The organism is Myroides sp. DF42-4-2, assembly GCF_030326445.1.
In the GTDB taxonomy this organism is placed as follows: domain Bacteria; phylum Bacteroidota; class Bacteroidia; order Flavobacteriales; family Flavobacteriaceae; genus Flavobacterium.
The window spans coordinates 1-18873 of record NZ_JACAKI010000024.1 but is presented as its reverse complement, the minus strand read 5'-3'; the positions used below and the strand labels follow the sequence as shown (position 1 = coordinate 18873).

At 37.3% G+C, this 18873-nt stretch carries 18 protein-coding genes; 8 read left to right on the top strand and 10 right to left on the bottom strand.

The window, feature by feature from the left end:
- Positions 1–5 precede the first annotated feature (5 nt).
- Positions 6–710, bottom strand: a complete 705-nt coding sequence (locus HX062_RS14285) for an ABC transporter ATP-binding protein (RefSeq protein ID WP_286467858.1) — start codon at positions 708–710, stop codon at positions 6–8.
- A 2-nt stretch (positions 711–712) separates the two neighbouring features.
- Positions 713–1954 carry an efflux RND transporter periplasmic adaptor subunit gene (locus HX062_RS14280; RefSeq protein ID WP_286467857.1) on the bottom strand — a complete coding sequence of 414 codons (1242 nt, stop codon included), beginning with the start codon at positions 1952–1954 and terminating at the stop codon, positions 713–715.
- Between the two features lie 154 nt (positions 1955–2108).
- Between HX062_RS14280 and HX062_RS14275 the strand changes: the two genes are divergently transcribed.
- Positions 2109–3458, top strand: coding sequence for a sigma-54-dependent transcriptional regulator (locus HX062_RS14275; RefSeq protein WP_182627973.1), 1350 nt, complete (start codon positions 2109–2111; stop codon positions 3456–3458).
- A 10-nt stretch (positions 3459–3468) separates the two neighbouring features.
- Positions 3469–4797, top strand: a complete 1329-nt coding sequence (locus HX062_RS14270; protein WP_286467856.1) for a sensor histidine kinase — start codon at positions 3469–3471, stop codon at positions 4795–4797.
- Position 4798: 1 nt separating this feature from the next.
- On the opposite strand, the gene HX062_RS14265 is transcribed toward HX062_RS14270, so the two are convergent.
- The 5 genes from HX062_RS14265 to HX062_RS14245 all read right to left on the bottom strand — a co-directional run bounded on the left by HX062_RS14265 (position 4799) and on the right by HX062_RS14245 (position 8263).
- Positions 4799–5128, bottom strand: coding sequence for an MGMT family protein (locus tag HX062_RS14265; RefSeq protein WP_182627977.1), 330 nt, complete (start codon positions 5126–5128; stop codon positions 4799–4801).
- On the bottom strand, positions 5128–5751 hold the full coding sequence (locus HX062_RS14260; RefSeq protein WP_286467855.1) for a LysE family transporter: 624 nt from the start codon (positions 5749–5751) through the stop codon (positions 5128–5130). Before HX062_RS14260 ends, HX062_RS14265 begins: the two co-directional genes overlap by 1 nt.
- Positions 5752–5754: 3 nt before the next feature.
- Positions 5755–6426 carry a tRNA (guanosine(46)-N7)-methyltransferase TrmB gene (gene trmB, locus HX062_RS14255; protein ID WP_182627981.1) on the bottom strand — a complete coding sequence of 224 codons (672 nt, stop codon included), beginning with the start codon at positions 6424–6426 and terminating at the stop codon, positions 5755–5757.
- Between the two features lie 75 nt (positions 6427–6501).
- Entirely contained in the window at positions 6502–7569 is a 1068-nt protein-coding gene (locus HX062_RS14250; RefSeq protein ID WP_182627982.1) for a sensor histidine kinase, read from the bottom strand.
- A 4-nt stretch (positions 7570–7573) separates the two neighbouring features.
- The gene (locus HX062_RS14245) at positions 7574–8263 is read right to left on the bottom strand and encodes a response regulator transcription factor (RefSeq protein ID WP_286467853.1); all 690 of its coding nucleotides are present in this window, start codon (positions 8261–8263) and stop codon (positions 7574–7576) included.
- 185 nt (positions 8264–8448) lie between these two features.
- Here HX062_RS14245 and HX062_RS14240 point away from each other — a divergent pair, with 185 nt between their 5' ends.
- The gene (locus tag HX062_RS14240; protein ID WP_286467852.1) at positions 8449–11199 is read left to right on the top strand and encodes a TonB-dependent receptor; all 2751 of its coding nucleotides are present in this window, start codon (positions 8449–8451) and stop codon (positions 11197–11199) included.
- Positions 11200–11305: 106 nt separating this feature from the next.
- Here the strand turns inward: HX062_RS14240 and HX062_RS14235 are convergent, their stop codons facing one another.
- The gene (locus HX062_RS14235) at positions 11306–12574 is read right to left on the bottom strand and encodes a hypothetical protein (RefSeq protein WP_286467851.1); all 1269 of its coding nucleotides are present in this window, start codon (positions 12572–12574) and stop codon (positions 11306–11308) included.
- 542 nt (positions 12575–13116) lie between these two features.
- Here HX062_RS14235 and HX062_RS14230 point away from each other — a divergent pair.
- The 3 genes from HX062_RS14230 to HX062_RS14220 all read left to right on the top strand — a co-directional run bounded on the left by HX062_RS14230 (position 13117) and on the right by HX062_RS14220 (position 15819).
- Positions 13117–14256, top strand: a complete 1140-nt coding sequence (locus HX062_RS14230; protein ID WP_182627989.1) for a beta-helix domain-containing protein — start codon at positions 13117–13119, stop codon at positions 14254–14256.
- A gap of 137 nt (positions 14257–14393) precedes the next feature.
- Positions 14394–14753, top strand: coding sequence for a T9SS type A sorting domain-containing protein (locus HX062_RS14225; protein ID WP_286467850.1), 360 nt, complete (start codon positions 14394–14396; stop codon positions 14751–14753).
- An 82-nt stretch (positions 14754–14835) separates the two neighbouring features.
- Positions 14836–15819, top strand: a complete 984-nt coding sequence (locus tag HX062_RS14220; RefSeq protein ID WP_182627993.1) for a LuxE/PaaK family acyltransferase — start codon at positions 14836–14838, stop codon at positions 15817–15819.
- A 35-nt stretch (positions 15820–15854) separates the two neighbouring features.
- On the opposite strand, the gene gldC is transcribed toward HX062_RS14220, so the two are convergent.
- Both gldC and gldB read right to left on the bottom strand, forming a co-directional pair.
- A complete protein-coding gene (gldC, locus tag HX062_RS14215) occupies positions 15855–16196 on the bottom strand; it encodes a gliding motility protein GldC (protein ID WP_182627995.1) in 342 nt (113 codons plus the stop codon).
- The gene (gldB, locus tag HX062_RS14210) at positions 16196–17176 is read right to left on the bottom strand and encodes a gliding motility lipoprotein GldB (protein WP_286467849.1); all 981 of its coding nucleotides are present in this window, start codon (positions 17174–17176) and stop codon (positions 16196–16198) included. The genes gldC and gldB overlap by 1 nt, the downstream gene beginning before the upstream one ends.
- A gap of 70 nt (positions 17177–17246) precedes the next feature.
- Here gldB and nadE point away from each other — a divergent pair, with 70 nt between their 5' ends.
- Positions 17247–18050, top strand: a complete 804-nt coding sequence (gene nadE, locus HX062_RS14205; RefSeq protein ID WP_286467847.1) for an NAD(+) synthase — start codon at positions 17247–17249, stop codon at positions 18048–18050.
- 6 nt (positions 18051–18056) lie between these two features.
- The gene (locus tag HX062_RS14200) at positions 18057–18512 is read left to right on the top strand and encodes a hypothetical protein (protein ID WP_286467846.1); all 456 of its coding nucleotides are present in this window, start codon (positions 18057–18059) and stop codon (positions 18510–18512) included.
- The last annotated feature ends 361 nt before the right edge of the window (positions 18513–18873 follow it).

Below are 18873 nucleotides of genomic sequence, written 5' to 3'. Positions count from 1 at the left end.
TATTTTTATACCGTAAATACATCAACGATCTTGGTATTGATTTTTTCGGATAAAATCATACCATCCTTCATCAAAATTGTGCGTTCCGAATAGGAAGCATCGTGATGAGAGTGCGTGACCATGATAATGGTTGCCCCTTGTTGGTGTAGCTCTGTTAGCAATCCCATTACTTCTGCACCATTCTTACTATCCAAGTTTCCCGTTGGCTCATCGGCCAAAATAATTTTGGGATTGTTGATCAACGCTCTACCAACAGCCACACGTTGTTGTTGACCACCCGAAAGTTGTTGGGGATAGTGTTTCAAGCGGTGTACAATATTCAATCGCTCTGCGATTTCCATCACGCGTTTTTTGCGCTCTCCACTGGGAACTTTGTTGTAAATCAAAGGCAATTCAATATTGTCATAAACTGAAAGTTCATCGATTAAATTAAAATTCTGGAAAATAAACCCGATGTTTTCTTTTCGGATTACAGCGCGTTGATTCTCCGTTAAACCTACCATCTCTTTTTCCAATAAACGGTAACTCCCTGAAGAGGCATCATCCAATAATCCGATGATATTCAATAACGTTGATTTTCCACATCCCGAAGGTCCCATCACTGAAATAAACTCTCCCTTTTTAACTTCTAAGGATACTTCATTCAAAGCGGTTGTCTCTACTTCTTCCGTTTGAAAAATACGAGACAATTGTTTAATTGATATTACCATACTTATTCTTTTATTTGTAAATAATTCACTCTTAGATAATCTTTATAACTTGATATAATAACCTGTTCTCCCGGAGATAAGCCCGAAATTACTTCATAGTAAGCGGGGTTTTCACGGCCAATTTCTATTTGTCGTCTTGCTGCTTTTCCCTCTTTGATGACATACACCCATTCTCCTTTTGTATCCGTAGCAAAACTACCCTTAGCTAATAATAAGCGTTGCTCTTTTCCTGAAAGAAACAACTTGATTCCCATACTATTGCCCTCCTGTAATTTCAATTCTGTATCACTATTAAAGTTTAACTGCACTTCAAATCGCCCATTGATAATCTCTGGCAAAACCTTAATCACCTCAACTGTCACCATTGTTCCCTTAAGATCCACTTGCCCTTTTTGACCAACAACAACGCGATCTAAGTAAAACTCATCGACATTAGCCACTAATTTATAGCCTTCTAACACGTCGATTTTCCCTATGCTTTCACCTGCGTTATACGTTTTTCCCAGCATAGGTTCAAACGAAGACAATCGACCAGAAATAGGCGCTTTCAACAAAAAATTCTGCTTGTTCTCTTTTAGTTTGTCCAAGCTACGTTGAATTACAGCAATCGACTGATTGATTTGTCGAACCTGTACTTGATTGGATTGTTTCTCCTTCTCCACACTTTGCTCCATCAAGGCTTTTCTCTTTTTTTGATAGGAAAAACTTTCAACCGTTTGATTCCACTCATTCAAAGATAAAATCTCTTGATCAAATAATTTTTTATTCAGCGTATATTGTAGCTCTGCATTTTTGTATTCGTATTCGATGCTGATTAAATCTTTCATCAAGCCAATTTCTTGGTTGCGTATATTCATCAAATTGACATTCAAATTATTCATTTGCTCAATCAAAGACGATTCTTGTGACATATACGCCAGTTCAGAACTGGGATTGTGCAACAGTACCAAAGGATCGCCTTTTTGAATAACCGCCCCATTTTCTACAAATATCTCACTAACTGCCCCACCTTCAGCAATATTAATTAACAAAGACTGCAACGGTTCTACTTTACCCTGAAAAGAGATGTACTCTTCAAAAACCCCTTCTTTCACCTCCGTAATACGAATTCCCTTTTTAGACACATTAAGTACAATATCTTGAAAAAAAGTTATATAGGATGTCAGCCCCAAGAGGAGGACTCCACCGATAATTAGTAAAATCTTTTGTTTTTTTTTATTTTTACGAGGCAGAATCTTGTCCATAATGCTTTCTTTTACAAGTAGAATAACAAAAGTATGCCACGAAAGAAAACACAATCATTAAGCTGAAAATCAACAAATTAATAAATGTTTTATTTTTAATGTGTTCGGTATTGAACACTAAAATGTACGATTTCAAACAATACAGCCCATCACCATGAGAAAAACAAATGCAACCATTCTAGTTTTAGATGACAATACAGAGGTTTTAATTGCTGCTAAACTGCTTTTAAAGCGTCATTTCGAATCGGTTTTGACCAACAACAACCCCAAAAAGATCTTCGAAATACTACAGGAAACACCTGTTGATGTTATCATTTTAGACATGAATTACCGCGTGGGTTTTGAAGATGGAAAAGAGGGGATTTATTGGTTTAAGGAAATCAAATCTAGCTATCCACAGGCACAGATCATTTTGATGACTTCGTATGGCCATGTGGAGAGTGCTGTCGAGGGCATAAAACTTGGGGCGATTGACTATATTTTAAAACCGTGGGACAACGACCATTTGATTGACATTGTAAAGAGAGCAGTTCAACAGAGGCGCAAGAAAGAACTAGAATCAACGGCAACTCTTCAGAAGGAGCCTCCTTATTTCGAGGGCAGTGCTCCAGCGATTCAAAAAACATATCGCATGGCACAACGCGTAGCACAAACGGAGGTCAACACGTTGATTTTGGGCGAAAATGGAACAGGTAAATACGTGCTTGCCTCCTACATCCACCAAAATTCGACGCGTAAGAATCAACCTTTTGTCCATGTCGATTTGGGATCGCTCAATGCTAATCTATTCGAGAGTGAGTTGTTTGGCTATGCCAAAGGGGCCTTTACCGATGCCAAACAAGATACAGCCGGTCGTTTCGAAGCTGCAGATGGCGGAACCATTTTCCTGGATGAAATTGGCAACGTACCTCTACACTTACAAGCAAAACTTCTCCAAGTGATCCAATCCAAGTCTGTTATTCGATTGGGCGAATCTCAACCACGTCCTGTTGATGTACGCATAATTACGGCTACCAATGCGGATATTGAAACAGAAGTCGCTCAAAAAGAATTCCGCGAGGATTTATACTATAGAATCAATACGGTCGTATTACCATTACCTGCACTAAGAGAACGCAAAGAAGATATTCCTGCTTTATTGGATTTCTTCATGGAACAATATGCAGCCAAATATCAAATTGAAAAACCGAAAATTAACGCCTATACCTTGGAGTCTCTGTGCAACTATGAATGGCGCGGAAATATTAGAGAAATGCAAAATCGCGTAGAACGCGCCTTAATTCTAACAGAAGCAAACGAACTCCATTTACACGATTTTGGTATCTCAGCATCGGCTATTAAAGAAGGGCCACTAGATGACTCAACCCTGCAAGATATCGAAAGAACAACGATCATCAAAACACTGGAGAAATCCAATGGCAATATCAGTCAAGCTGCTGAAGAATTGGGATTATCGCGCGCTGCTTTATATCGCAGGCTCGAAAAATATAATATTAAAAACTAAAACAAACCCTATGCAGTCGTTTCACTTCAAAGTTTTTATGCGCATCTTGCTCATCCTCGGCTTGTCTTTGGGTGCTACTTGGTTGTTTGTACAACAGTACAGCTACACATTTTTTATTTCCATTCTCGTTATAATAGGCTGTCTAATTGAACTCTACAATTATCAACGCAAATACTACAGCATTATCGATCGGTTAGTTCTGGCGATGATTTACGACGATTTTTCTCTTAAATCCAATAAAAAACAAGCCAATGAAACCTTTCACAACTTGCAAACCCTCTACCAAAAGCTACAAAATGAACAGGAACAAAATGAAGTCAAGGAATTGGTCTACCTCAACATTTTGAACAACTTAGAAACGGGAATTGTTATCTTTGAACGCGATAAAGAAACGTGGAATATCTTCTTAATTAACGATTACTTTGCTAAACTATTTGATATTCCCAAAGTAAAGTCGTGGAACAACCTTTCGCGTTTACTACCTAATTTAACACAACACTTAGAGCAACTAGAGTTTAAAGAGTCGAAGAATTCTCTGGATATGCGTATCGAAGGAGAGGAAAAACAAACCTTTATCCTGCAAACATCTATCACGACGAGTCAGAATCAAGAGTTCTATATTGTTTTGTTGGATTCTATTCAAAAAGTATTGGATAAAAAAGAAAAAGACACTTGGGAAAATTTGATGAAGGTCATTTCTCATGAAATAATGAATTCGCTGACGCCAATACACTCCCTAGCGCATAACACGTTGGAAATATTGGAAGAAGAGGAATCATTAACAGCAGATGATATGGACGATTTAAAGTTGAGCATTCAAACTATTGCCAATCGCACAGATCACTTGCGTCAATTTATCGATAACTACCGCAGATTAACCATGCTCCCAAGCCCGCAAAAGGCATGGGTTAATAGTGCAGAAATCCTAACCAATAGCGCAGCGATTCTCAAACCTCTCTTTCAACAGTATAACATTGCCCTACAGACGAGCATTGACACACAAATGTCCCTCTTTTGGGATGCGAAGCAAATGGAACAAGTTTTCATCAACATTTTGACCAATGCCATTTATGCAGTAAAAAATTTGGAGGAAAAAAGGATTGAAATTCATTTGTTTGAACGAAACAATCGCTTGTGGATCGATATAATAGACAACGGAAAAGGGATTCCAGAAGAAATTAAAGCGAAGATTTTTATTCCTTTTTACACTACACGTGAAGATGGGGCTGGTATTGGTTTACCCTTATCGAAAAACATCGTTGAAATGCACAACGGATATTTGACCTTTAACCGAAAAGACGAGTCCACCTATTTTAGTATCAACTTTCCGATTGCGTAAACTAGAATTGGACAGCGGGAATCCAAAGGATTGTTTTAAAGTCTTGCACTTGATTATCCAATACGACAACCCCTTCACTTTCTAGCAGTTGTTGCATTAGATTCGTACCATCGAAGTGATGCTTTCCACTAAGCATTCCGAGTCGATTGACAACGCGATGGGCGGGAACAGAATCGTCAAAATGAGAGGCGTTCATGGCATAGCCTACCATTCTTGCAGATCGAGGTGCACCAATTGCTTTGGCAATGGCCCCATAAGTAGTTACTCTCCCTTCAGGGATTTCGCGTACCACCGCATACACTCGTTCAAAAAAATTGGCTGAATCCGTCACTATCGCAATAATTTATAAAGCGTAATCAAGCAGATGATTCCTGTTATTGTACCAATGACATAATTGATGTTTCTCAAGAGAAAGGCATTTTCATTTGCCACTTTCTTAAACACAGAAATATAGGCATAAAACATCAACCCAGAGCCTAGAACAACACCGATAGAAAAAACAACGGTGTACGCCCAATCAAAGATAGGGTAGTGATAGGAAGCTAAGGTCACACTAAGAAATACGTAGTACGGAATAGAAAACACATTGATTAACGCCAAGAGTGCCCCGTAAATATAAGGATGCTTTAAACGCTTAACCGCCTGGTTTTCCTCCTTCTTTTTTCGCTTAGCAAACACTAAAAAATACAAGGTCAAGGATCCAAAGATCACTAAACCAATTTCGTGTAAAATTTCTGTAATAAACGGGCTAGAATCAATTAATTTAGCAAAAAAGATAGCGATATAGGTTTGAACAAATATAATAGAGGACGCACCCGCTATATACATGATGGAGGCCTGTCGCCCTCTTTCTTGAGCTACTTTAACAGCAGTCATATTCAGTAATCCCGGAAGGGAAACACCAATCACTGCTGCTAAAAAGCCGATAATTAATAAGATAAAATAATGATCCATTCTTTATTTAACTCTGAATTGAATATAAGTAATGGCCTTATTCTGTTCTAAATACTGGGATTCATAAAACGTTTGAATTTCAGTTACTACCGATGGGGCACCTTCATTTTTGTACACATGGTGATTCGCATAAATCACCTCATGTCCTTCACCGTGTAATAAACCTAAAGTGTAGCCATGCATGAATTCACTATCTGTTTTTAAATTCACTACGCCATCTGCAGTCAAGATATTTTTATAACGCTGTAAAAACTCCGTATTAGTCAAGCGGTGTTTAGTGCGTTTATATTTTATTTGTGGATCAGGGAAAGTAATCCAGATTTCACTCACTTCTCCTTGTTCAAAGGCAAATTCGATCAATTCAATCTGGGTGCGCAAAAAGGCAACATTGGTCAATCCTTCTTCAACCGCTGTTTTAGCACCTCGCCAAAAACGGGCACCTTTGATATCGATACCAATGAAGTTTGTATTGGGATAACGACGAGCTAACTCTACCGTATATTCTCCTTTTCCACAGCCTAATTCCAAAACAATAGGGTTATTGTTTTTAAATACTTCCGATGCCCATTTGCCTTTTTGAGGCAAGTTGGCAATCATTTCTTCTCTTGTTGGTTGGAAAACATTACCGAACGTTTCGTTTTCTCTAAATCGCTTTAATTTGTTTTTACTTCCCACAGGGTTATTTGTTTAAATTCGACGCAAAATTAAATAAATATAACGAAAGTAAAACCTTTTTATAGGGATCACAAATTAACTTGCATTTTCTGTAGGTATGTCAACGGCTTTCTCTAAGGTAAATGAAAATTCCGAACCATAGCCGTAGCTACTTTCTACATATATATGTTCGTCATGCGCTTCGACAATGTGTTTCACAATAGACAATCCCAATCCCGATCCACCAACACTGCGTGCTCCACTCTTGTCTATGCGGTAAAAACGCTCAAACAAGCGCGGAATATGCTCCTTGCGAATGCCCAAACCGTTGTCTGTAATGCGCACAATCAATTTGTTTTTCACTAGGTTTTCAATACTCACTTCAGTTGTTCCTCTTTCGTTGCCGTATTTAATGGAATTTTCAATCAAATTAGTGATCACTTGTCCGATGCGCTCTTTGTCGCCTACTACATAAATTGGCTTTTTATATCCCATGTCAAAAAGCAGAGAAATATTCTTCTTTTTGGCTTTGTATTCCAAGAAATCAAAGGCATTTTGAATTGTCTCAATTAAATCAAATTCCACAACATTCAGATGAAGATCACCTGATTCTAATTTGGCAATCATATCCAAATCTTGTACAATATAGATCAAGCGGTCTACGCCTTGTTCTGCGCGCTCCAAATAACGATCACGTACCTCTAAATCGTCAATTGCACCATCGCTCAAAGTTTCCAAATAGCTCTGAATCATAAACAAAGGCGTTTTTAATTCATGGGAGATATTACCTAAAAATTCACGTCTGTATTCTTCTCTAACTTGTAAGGATTCAATCTCAATCTTTTTATTGGTCGCAAATCTCTCAATTTCTTCTGTTAGCGTTTTCATGTCTGTGGTCACAGCACTGGAGCGAAGATCTGTATGCTCAAGTAGAGATACTTTGTCGTAGATTTTTTTGATTCGACGGTAAATAAAATGCTCCACGCGATACTGAATCACAAAAAAAGAAGCGAAATACACTAAAATAGTGTGAATCACTAAAAGTATCCCTAAGCCTTCTTTGACTAAAAAAACAAAGGGCAGTGTAATAACAAGGGAACATATAGTTATTAATAGCGCTGATTTAACAGCAAATTTGTACGATTTTTTAAAGCGTATGGACATTGAACTACATATCTAATTTATATCCTACTCCTTTAATTGTTTTAAAACAATCGTCTCCAACTTTTTCTCTTAACTTGCGGATGTGTACATCAATCGTTCGCCCACCAACAACCACTTCATTGCCCCAAACGCGATCTAGAATTTCCTCTCTTGTAAATACTTTGCCTGGTTTGGATGCTAATAAATACAATAATTCAAATTCCTTTCTCGGTAGAGACAATTCCGCTCCATCGATTAAAATCTTGTATTCATCGCGATTAATCTCAATATTTCCAATTTGAATCACATCGCCACTTTCCGTTTCTTCTACTGTTTTTAATCGACGTAATAACGCTTTAATCTTACTCATTAAAACTTTTGGTTTCACAGGCTTAGTGATATAATCATCCGCACCCGCGTCAAATCCCGCTACTTGTGAATAATCCTCGCCTCTCGCTGTTAAAAACGCAACAATAACGTTTTGTAAACTGTCTATCTTACGAATGTTTTCACAAGCTTCCATCCCATCCATTTCAGGCATCATAACATCCAAAATAATAAGATGAGGAAGCTCTTTTTTCGCTTTTTCTATGGCCTCTTTCCCATTTCTTGCTGTACTCACTTGATACCCTTCTTTCTCCAAATTATAACTGATGATTTCAATGATATCTTGCTCGTCATCAACTAATAAGACTTTAATGTCAGAATTTTTCATCCTTTGTATGTGTGTGTTTTAAATCAGTTCAAAGATAAAGATAATACATTATGTTAAGTAAAGTTTACAATTATTTAATGTGGTAACTATTTAATAACGTTTACTGTAAAATGTGTTAAAGTAGCGGTAACACATAAGACATATTTGCGCTAGTTCTTTGCACTAGCTTAAATAAAATAAGAATTATGAAATCAAAGTTACTATTCGCTCTATTATTTATTAGCCAGATAGTTGGAGCAGCCAATGGAACTATTAAGGGACTTTTACAAGATTCCGCAACCAAAGAACCACTAGCCTTTGCCTCAGTTAGTATCAAAGGAACAACACAAGGGGTAAATACAGATTTAGATGGTTTTTTTACCATAGAAGTACCAGAAGGAACACAAACCTTGACCTTTAATTACGTGGGGTATACTTCTGCAGATCAAACCATCGTGGTTAAACCAAATGAAACTGTAGAAGTAACCATTGACTTAATTTCAGAAAGTGTACAATTAGAAGGGGTTGTAGTACAAGCTACGCGATCAAAATCGCGAGAAGCAACCTTATTAATCGAACAACAACGTTCGGTAGAAATGAAGCAACACATCGGTTCACAAGAACTTTCAAGAAAAGGAGTAAGTGATGTTGCTAGTGCCGTTGCCAAAACAACAGGTGTAGCCAAACAAGAAGGATCAGGTACTATCTTTGTTCGCGGACTAGGAGATCGATACAACAGTACGTTGTTAAACGGATTACCTCTTGCCTCGAATGACCCTGAAAAGAAAAATATTGATCTAAACATTTTCTCTACAGATATCGTAGAATACATTGCCATTGACAAAACGTATTTTGCACGTAATTATGGAGATTTTGCAGGAGGAAATATCGATATTAGGTCTAAAAATCACACAGGAGCAGGTTATGTAGAAGTCGGTTTAAGTTCTAATGTCAATACAAACGCATTAAAACAAGATAACTTTAAAACACTTTCGGATCGCAGCTTCTTCGGTTTTTCGGATAAGAAAATACCAGGAAATGCATTAAATGGGTACAACTTCAAAAACTCTACCCAAACCGATACGCGCAGTCCTTGGGGAGCTGGATTGAACATCAATACAGGAAAATCATTCTTCTTCGGCTCTGAATCAGCCTTACATTTATTTGCAACTGCTTCTTTTGGCAATAACTTCAAACACAAAGAAGGAATCACTAGAACAGCTCAAGCACAGAACTCTTTTACCAAAGACCTTAATCTAGAGGCATTCGAATATAGCACTAATACTACGGGAATGGTAAATGCTCATTTTGATATCAATGCATCAAACGCGATCAAATACAATTTCTTATTTGTCAACGATTCAAAAGAGAAAAATGAAGATTATACAGGGTATATGCGCGACATTACACTTGACAATTCTGATTATACTTATGTAAATAGACAAACCTATCGTCAAGACCGCTTAATGGTGAACCAACTATTAGGTAACCACAAAATGACTGATCAAATTGATTTAAACTGGGGTGCAGCATTCAACAACATCTCTGCTCAAACGCCAGATAGACAACAATATACGCTGAACAAATTAAAAAACAGCGACAGCTATGCCTTCTCTATTAACTCTAGATCAGACAACAACCGCTATTTTGAGGATTTAAAAGAAAATGAATTCGCTGCAAATATTGCTGCTGATTATAAATTTGCTCAGAATGAGGAAAATCTATACGACGGTAAATTAACCGTTGGATATAACTTCAGAAAAAAAGAAAGAAACTTTAAAGCTACGCAGTTTGTATTTCAAATCAACAGCGATTACAACAACGATATAAACCCTAATGCACTAGATAGCTTCTTTAATCAATCGAATTTTGCACAAGGATATTTCGACATTTACACCTTCCGTGGTGGATCGGGAACACCAAACGCAATGTTGCCGCAAACCTATGATGGAGATCTTTTGATTCACGCTGGTTTTGTAAACGTAGAATATCGATTGACACCTAAACTTTCCGGTTCCATCGGAGCGCGTTTTGAGACAATTTCACAAGATGTCTCTTGGCAAACGCAATTAGATTCAGATAAAACAAGTAATAAATTTACTAAAAACGCATTCTTACCAAGCTTATCGTTAAAGTATGAAGTAAACGACAACAACAACTTGCGTTTTGCTTTGTCGAAAACCTATACTCTACCTCAATTCAAAGAAAGAGCACGTTTTATTTATGAAGATGTAACGGAAATTAAAGTAGGTAACCCCGATTTATACGCTTCAGATGATTACAACGTGGATTTAAAATGGGAGTACTTCCCACAAACAGACGAAGTGATCTCTGCTACTGTTTTTGGAAAATACATCAAAAACCCAATCAACGAAATTGTATCCGCTTCTTCTTCGAATGATATTACCTATGCCAATACGGGCGATTATGGTTATGCAACAGGATTGGAAATCGAAGTGCGCAAAAATTTATTCAGCTTTGACGATGCCCTAACGAACAAAATTACCGGTGGTATCAACGCATCAATCATGAAAACATACCAGAAATTAGACAATGAAAAGGTAAATAGCGAAAACAAGTATTTAAGCACTTCGTTTACCCACGACAATGCTAGTTTCACTGGAGCCTCTGATTTATTGTTAAACGCGGACATCTCCTACATCAAAGAATGGGCAAATGATCAAAAATTAATGGCAACACTTTCATATGCACACTTTTCTGACAAGCTGTATTCTTTGGGAACAGAGCAAAGTGGAAACTTAGTGGATAAAGCCTTTGGATTCTTGGATTTTGCTTTCAAGTACGACTTTTCTAAGCGATTTGGTATGAGCTTTAACGCAAAGAACTTATTGGATCCCGCAATTGAGAGAAAACAAGAAAACCTAACACAAGATGTTTTAGTACAATCGTACAAATTAGGACAAAACTTTAGCTTAGGATTCAAATATACTTTCTAAAAAAAAGAATATTCCTGTTCACAAAAGCCTGCCTCAAGTGCAGGCTTTTTTTTATGTCATCCTTAGTGTTATTTCATGTGAGTGCTCCCAACAAACAAAATACAACCTACCACCAACCGTTGTTTCTATCGAGTATATTTAATACTTCTGACATATCTTCACCAAAGTAGTTGTGCTGTTCTGCCACTTGAGCTAATTCGGGATAATTCAGCGTTAATCCAATAAACATATAGGGAGCTGGTCGTGTTTCACTAGGAGGGAGATTCAACTCTAAAAGTGAGGTATACACCCAGATCATCGCTCGTTCTTCGGGGGTATAGTAGGGTTCGCGTTCCTTAAAGTAATTGCTTACCTCACTTTGATCTGCTGCGTATTCATTGGGAATATACTCCGTTGTCATCTGAGTAAAATAGTAGTCTAACGGAACGCGGATATAAGCCTCATCTTCTTTGGCTAACTCAACGGCTGCAGCGAGCATCTTTTTCTTGACAATCAACTTCCCATCAAATCCGCGACAAAAAAACAGGCGATCATACATGCGGTAATCCCAGCCCTCTCGGGTATTCTCCACTGTAGACTTATACCAGAGCAAACGATTTCTTAAAATCTCTTGATAAAAATGATCGTATTCCATTGAAAAATTCTCATAGCCAAAATCATCGTCAAAACGCTCTATTATCGATTTGTTCAAATACACAAATGCTGCTTTATTATCATGGAAAATAAAATTATTTAATGCTAATTCATAAGGGCTACCAAAATAGATATAATAAAGTTCATCAAAGTCATCTCGTTCTAATTTACTAAATGCATTTGCTGGTTCTATGGACGTTAAAAAATGTCTTTTGAGGTCAAAAACATAATTATCATAAGCAAAATCTAAGGTTGGAACCAATTTGTGAAATTTTAGCGGATAAGTTTTTACTCTAAGAATTAAATAATCTTCCATCTTAATAATTCGAGGATTATCCGTGTAATCTGCATAAATATCAACATCGAAAATTTCTTTAATTCGACTTGCAAATACCGCTTCACTTGGAAATCGAAATCCCAGAGACTTTAAACCTTGATAATAGAGATCATTAGTTAAGTTAATTTCTTCCATGGTAAGAAATTCTTTGGTGCAGTCTATTGTTTCTATTCTCCAGAATCCATCCCATATTTTTGCTAATTTTTGTTGATTTTCTTTTGTTCTCATTTCCATAACTTCTGTTCGCTCAGCATAAAATACCTGTTGTGGCAAATCTTGCCAATGTACCTTTTCCTTTTCTTGATTAACTAAATCCTGTTCCCTTTCAGCTGATATCTCTTTTTCTTGTCCCTTGCATCCATAAATCAGTAAGATGAGGACTGTCAACATTATTTTTTTTATCATTATAATTTTTTTATAGCCCTTTGGTCTAAAATATCCAAACCAACTGTCATGTGCACTAAGAGCTCCTCCAGTGCGTTTGTAGTAAGCTATTCCTATTTTTACTTTCTATTTCAAACTAAAAACTCGCTAGAGTACCTTATATGTCTATTGCATTCCATAGAACACCATCGCATCCGTAAAGGCTTTTTTAATTATTTAACTCAAAAAACACGACTTCTCTCTCCATAACACATCGCTCTTCTTTCGCTTATTTTTTATAAAAATAGACGAAAAAAAAGCTAAAATAGAGGAGTAACAAGCAAAACAGGTGAATATACTAAGCAATAAAGAACTTTAATTTATTTTGTATACGTAATTCTCAATAGATCGATGTCAGCATAAACAAATAGGAAGGAAGTGTACAATTCAATCTCTACTTTTTCATAACAATTCATTAATATACAACCTAACTATCATAACAATTCAATGATAAAGCGCTAACCATCAGTTCATTTTAGTACACAATCTTTGTAACAGATAAAATAAAATAACACAATTACTTTATGAAAAGATTATTCAAATCAGGGTTATCAATTGCTTTAGCATCAGTTTTATTCGTTAGTTGTTCATCTGACGACAATTCGAACAACAACGGAGGAGGTCCAAACCCAACAGAAAACATTGGTCAAACACTGAAAAAAGGACAGACATTAACGTTAGAGAAAAATAAAAAATACAACTTATCAACAAAACTAGTTGTAGAAGATGGAGCAACTTTAAATATTGAAGAAGGAGTTGAAATCGTTGGTACGGGAGGAACATCTTCTTATATTGCAGTTGCACAAGGAGGACAAATATTCGTAAAAGGAACTAACACCAATCCAGTAGTAATGACTGCTTTGGAAAAGAAAAGAGGTAGCTGGGGAGGTTTAGTTGTATGTGGTAAAGCACCAATCAACAAAGCAAAAACAGCAACAGCTGAAGTATCAGACTTAACCTATGGTGGAGATGTTGCAAATGACAACTCAGGATCGATCCGTTACTTGAGAATTGAGTATGCAGGAGCTAACTTTAACAGCGAAAAAGAATTCAACGGATTGTCTTTATTCGGAGTAGGAAGCGGAACAAAAATTGAATATGTACAAGCTCACGAAGGTTCAGATGACGGATTTGAGTGGTTTGGTGGAACAGTAAGTGCACAATACTTAGTTTCTTCTCACAATGACGATGATCAATTCGACTGGACAGAAGGATGGAATGGACAAGAGAACAAATTCTGGTATGCTAAACAATCAGGTACTGCGGATAAAGGATTCGAAGCCGACAACAATTCAAAAACTAGAACAGCAGAACCGTATTCAAACCCTACAATTGATGGAATTACGTTAATCGCAGCCAAAAAAGGGGAAGGTACAGCAATGAAACTACGTGAAGGAACTAAAGGACAACTGAAAAACGTAGTGTTAAGCGGTTGGAAATTAGCCTTTGATGTAGAACATGACGAAACAATTGCCAATGTGGCCAATGGTTCATTATTAGTAAGTAATGTAAAATTAATTGATGTTACTGAAAAAGCAAAAGGTAAAAACACAGCAGGTGAAGCAGCAGATGTAAATGCAGTATTTGTTGAAGGAGAGAACCAAGGAGCTGGAAATAATGCGAATGCACCAGAATGGACAAAAGGTTGGACTCTAGGACTATAAGAATTTAATTATTTTGAATTAAATATAATAATAAGTCATTAATTTATGTTAAGAAAAAATATTTGCCCTAAAAAAGCAAATATTTTTTTTATCTTATAAGATATATTCCTTACTTTTATAGTATTAATTTCATTTGGATGACTAAAAACTACTTTTATACACTCTTCTTTATTGGAACTTTCTTCTTGCTTACTAGCTTGAGTTATGCTCAAGTTCCTGCAACGGGCGAATTCCAAACTAAAGCAACAGTTGTTAAAACAATTGAAGGTCTTTCTATTTATCCAAACCCCGCTACTATTAATGGGAAGATCACAATAGAAACCAAAACAAATGAAGCCAAAGAAATTGAGATTTACAATGTGGTAGGAAAAAAAATATTCTCCACAAACCTCAATACGAAAGAATTAATTTTACCGAATAGCGTAACAGCAGGAATTTACATCATTAAAATTAAAGAAAACAATGCCTCTGCCACGCGTAAATTAATCGTGAAGTAACAAATCAGTACCCGATAAATCTAAAGCATCATTTCAACAATGATGCTTTTTTTATTGTATTTTTGTAGCAAATAAGTGAATTGTGTTTACACCTGAAGATATCATTAGCATACAGACCCGAAAAGAATTTCATAAAATAGCGATGAAAGTATATCGCTATCAATATGAGCACAATGCGGTGTATCGCCAATTTTGTGACTTGATTCGAAAAACGCCAACGGAAGTTCGCAGCCTTGATCAAGTCCCCTTTCTTCCTATTGAATTCTTTAAAAACAAAACAGTTCTCAGCAGTGATCTGCCGATTCAAACTACGTTTACCAGTAGTGGAACAACAGGTGCAATTACGAGTAAACATCATGTAACGGATTTGCAATACTATGAAGCAAGCTTTAGAAAAGGTTTTTCTTCCTTCTATGGCCCTATTGAAGATTACGTTGTTCTAGCGTTATTGCCCTCTTATTTAGAACGAGAAGGATCTTCGCTGATCTACATGGCTGATGACTTTATCAAGCAGTCAAATCACCCAGAGAGTGGCTTCTATTTACACAATTACCAAGAACTAATCACTCACTTAGAAACGTTAGACAAACAAGGAAAAAACATTCTACTCCTAGGGGTAACTTATGCTTTATTAGACATCGTTGAGCAACACCAATTCGAGTTAAACAACACCATAATTATGGAAACTGGAGGGATGAAAGGCAAACGAAAAGAAATGATTCGCGAAGAGTTACACCAGTTGTTATGCCAAGGATTTGGCGTAACTAAAATTCACTCAGAATACGGCATGACAGAGCTTCTTTCACAAGCCTATTCTCTAGGAGATGGCATTTTCCAATGCCCAACCTGGATGGATATTGTCATCCGAGACCCAGAAGATCCTTTTACACGCATCGAAACCTTTGGAAAAGCAGGGGGAGTCAATGTAATAGATTTAGCGAATATCAACTCGTGTTCCTTCATTGCTACGCAAGATTTAGGCAAGAAATACGAAGATGGAAGCTTTGAAATTTTAGGGCGATTTGATCAGGCGGACATTCGAGGTTGTAACCTCATGGTCGTATAAATATAAAAAGGGCGATTTGAGTAAATCGCCCTTTTCTATTCGTTGTCTAACAATTCTGTTTTCTCTGCAAAATAATCGCAGAAGTCGCGCATAGTTGCTGCCATTTTTTCATCTTCTGTCGCGCGTTCATAGGTATCAGCCATAGCGACTAAAGTTTGATGAAAGAATTTCTTCATCTCGTCTACAGGCATATCTTTAGTCCACAAATCAATACGCAACGTCTCTTGTGCCGCATGATCCCAAATAGAGAGCAACATCGCTTTAGACTTAGCGCGATCTACTCCGCCGTCTTTTGCTGTCCACGTCAATTTATCCGGAACGCGATTCTCATCTAACTCTACTCTAATATTGATATCAGAAATGTGCTTTTTACTCATTACTTCTTCGGTTTATATTTTGATTTTTCGAAAATATCTTTCGCATCCATTGCAAAAAGTTCCTGCAAAGTTACGTTATTATTTTCCATAAATGAACGAACAATTTGCCATCCTATCCAAACCCCAACACGTCCAGGTGATTCGCCGTCAATATCGAGATAAAATTTGCTAAAAGGTGCAGGTTCAATAAAGCGTGCACTTAATTTGACATCTGTATCAAACAACAATTGGTTGTCGATGATATAGCGCCAAACTTGTGATTCATTCGCTAGGCACCAATCCAACTGTTCTTTGCTGTAAGTCATCAGGGTCTCTTTAGGTGCATTTGGCAGCAACATCTCTTTTGCATATACCAATTTCCCTTGCTGAACCATTGCCCCTAAAAACGTACGATCAGTTGTTTTGGGCAACTTTTGAATGATAAAGCTCTCCGCCATATCGGGCAAAATCTGCACAGGTTCGAATGTTGTTCGCGTATAAGCTGCAAAACTTTTATAAAAATGATGGTCCTTACCCAGGTAGGTATCCAAACTAACCAACGCCAACGTATCGGCATAAATCGCTTTGGCCGCTACATCAACTTCCGATAGGACCGTTATAATCTTTTTGTGATCGGATTCCTCCGGATAATAGTATTTGATGTACTGAAATAAGTTCTTTAAATCTTCTGGTAGCGATTTCAGATCGGCATATTTTTTGTTGACTTCTTGATAGAGCTCCTTAAAAATAGTGTCATGCTTTTTCTCAAGCCAAGCAGCATCCGGAACGCCAGCGGGAAACATATAAGGATATTTAGCCTTTAACAGCTGAAAGTCTTCGTCTTTTCCTGTATAAAAATCCTGATCAAAGCGCGCTACAGTTACTTCCATAGGGATTTGTGCTACTTCTTTGTTTACTTTGCTTTTAGAGTCGCCACAACCCAGTACAAAAAAACTGGAAACCGCTAAGCAGGATAAAGATATTTTACTAATTTTGAACATAGTATACTTGATATTTTTCTGATCCTTACAAATATAAAAAGAAGAACCACAACTCAATCACAATTTTTCTATGATGAATCAAAACTTTCAAACCGAAGCAGTAACCCGTCACATTGTTGAATGGCTAAAGAATTACGCCTTAGCGAGTGGCATCGAAGGATTTACCATCGGAATATCGGGAGGCATAGATTCAGCAGTAACCTCTACGCTGTGCGCGCGAACAGGATTGCCTTTACTCTGTGTAGAGATGCCCATTCACCAAGCCGCATCACAGGTAGATCGCGCACAAGAACACCTTGCTTTTTTGAAGGCTAACTATGCGAATGTTTCCTCTACAACAGCGGATTTAACCTCGACATTTGAACTATTTAAACAACAAGTGCCAACTATAGAGGACCAACAACTGCTTGCGCTAACTTTAGCCAATACAAGAGCTAGATTGCGCATGACTACGCTATACTACTATGCAGGTATTCATCGATACTTGGTGGTGGGGACAGGTAACAAAATAGAAGACTTTGGTGTGGGATTCTTTACTAAATACGGCGATGGCGGTGTTGATATTAGTCCCATCGCAGATTTATTAAAATCACAAGTTCGCTTAATCGGCGAATATCTAAACGTACCCAACAGCATCATCCAAGCCAAACCTACAGACGGTTTATTCGGAGATGATCGCACGGATGAAGATCAATTAGGAGCTTCCTATGATGAATTAGAAGTAGCCATGCTTGCCGCAGAAGAAGGCAAAACCATAGCAGATTTCCAAGGTAGAGCACGAGAAGTATTTGCTATCTATACACGATTAAATCGAATCAACCAGCACAAAATAAACCCCATCCCAGTTTGTATTATTCCCCAACAATTAAAATAAAAAACTATGATCAAAAAATACTGTTTACTCCTAGGATCTTCCCTGCTCTTTGCAGCTTGTTCCTTAACCGATGATTACGACCGAGACGTATTCATCCGCACAGAAAACTTAGAGCAATACGGATGTTTTAACACCAAAGACAATTTATATGTTCCAAGCCTACGCGACAACGAATTTCTAATTATCAATAACCCTTATGACTACAGAAAGCTAGTTCAAGGTTGTAATGCTGAAATTGATTTTAGAAACTTTGACTTAATCATTGGCCAGTTTTGGGTAGAATCAAACACAGCGGACATCAAATATATATACACCAGAAATCGCTATAATAGATATACACTCCACGTAGACTTTCTACAAAACTGGGGTGGGCGACCAAAATTTGTTACCTATCACGCTATTGTGCCCAAACTACACCCTGGCGACCCTGTTGAAGTAATAACTACAGTTATACTACCATAGACTTAAAATATAAAAAAAAGCCGTTTAAATCGATTTAAACGGCTTTTTTTATTTGTTGTGTAGTAAGGGTGAGTGGTAAGTGGTAAGTGGTAAGTGGTGAGTGGTAAGTGGTAAGTGGTGAATGGTAAGAGGTAAGTGGTGAGTTGTACTATTCACTATTCACTATTCACTACTCACTATTCACTACTCACTATTCACTACTCACTATTCACTACTCACTATTCACTACTCACTACTCACTATTCACTATTCACTACTCACTATTCACTACTCACCATAAACCAAAAAAAAAAGCCTGACTACTTGCGTAATCAGGCTTTCAAAAGAAGGGCGACGACATACTCTCCCACCATGTGGCAGT

What these genes read in the sequence shown, in the direction of transcription:
- HX062_RS14240 (WP_286467852.1), top strand. Translation starts at nt 8,449, where the DNA reads ATGAAATCAAAGTTACTATTCGCTCTATTATTTATTAGCCAGATAGTT.
- HX062_RS14250 (WP_182627982.1), bottom strand. Translation starts at nt 7,569, where the DNA reads ATGTCCATACGCTTTAAAAAATCGTACAAATTTGCTGTTAAATCAGCG.
- HX062_RS14235 (WP_286467851.1), bottom strand. Translation starts at nt 12,574, where the DNA reads ATGATAAAAAAAATAATGTTGACAGTCCTCATCTTACTGATTTATGGA.
- gldB (WP_286467849.1), bottom strand. Translation starts at nt 17,176, where the DNA reads ATGTTCAAAATTAGTAAAATATCTTTATCCTGCTTAGCGGTTTCCAGT.
- HX062_RS14280 (WP_286467857.1), bottom strand. Translation starts at nt 1,954, where the DNA reads ATGGACAAGATTCTGCCTCGTAAAAATAAAAAAAAACAAAAGATTTTA.
- HX062_RS14245 (WP_286467853.1), bottom strand. Translation starts at nt 8,263, where the DNA reads ATGAAAAATTCTGACATTAAAGTCTTATTAGTTGATGACGAGCAAGAT.
- gldC (WP_182627995.1), bottom strand. Translation starts at nt 16,196, where the DNA reads ATGAGTAAAAAGCACATTTCTGATATCAATATTAGAGTAGAGTTAGAT.
- HX062_RS14285 (WP_286467858.1), bottom strand. Translation starts at nt 710, where the DNA reads ATGGTAATATCAATTAAACAATTGTCTCGTATTTTTCAAACGGAAGAA.
- HX062_RS14225 (WP_286467850.1), top strand. Translation starts at nt 14,394, where the DNA reads ATGACTAAAAACTACTTTTATACACTCTTCTTTATTGGAACTTTCTTC.
- HX062_RS14270 (WP_286467856.1), top strand. Translation starts at nt 3,469, where the DNA reads ATGCAGTCGTTTCACTTCAAAGTTTTTATGCGCATCTTGCTCATCCTC.
- HX062_RS14230 (WP_182627989.1), top strand. Translation starts at nt 13,117, where the DNA reads ATGAAAAGATTATTCAAATCAGGGTTATCAATTGCTTTAGCATCAGTT.
- HX062_RS14275 (WP_182627973.1), top strand. Translation starts at nt 2,109, where the DNA reads ATGAGAAAAACAAATGCAACCATTCTAGTTTTAGATGACAATACAGAG.
- HX062_RS14260 (WP_286467855.1), bottom strand. Translation starts at nt 5,751, where the DNA reads ATGGATCATTATTTTATCTTATTAATTATCGGCTTTTTAGCAGCAGTG.
- HX062_RS14200 (WP_286467846.1), top strand. Translation starts at nt 18,057, where the DNA reads ATGATCAAAAAATACTGTTTACTCCTAGGATCTTCCCTGCTCTTTGCA.
- nadE (WP_286467847.1), top strand. Translation starts at nt 17,247, where the DNA reads ATGATGAATCAAAACTTTCAAACCGAAGCAGTAACCCGTCACATTGTT.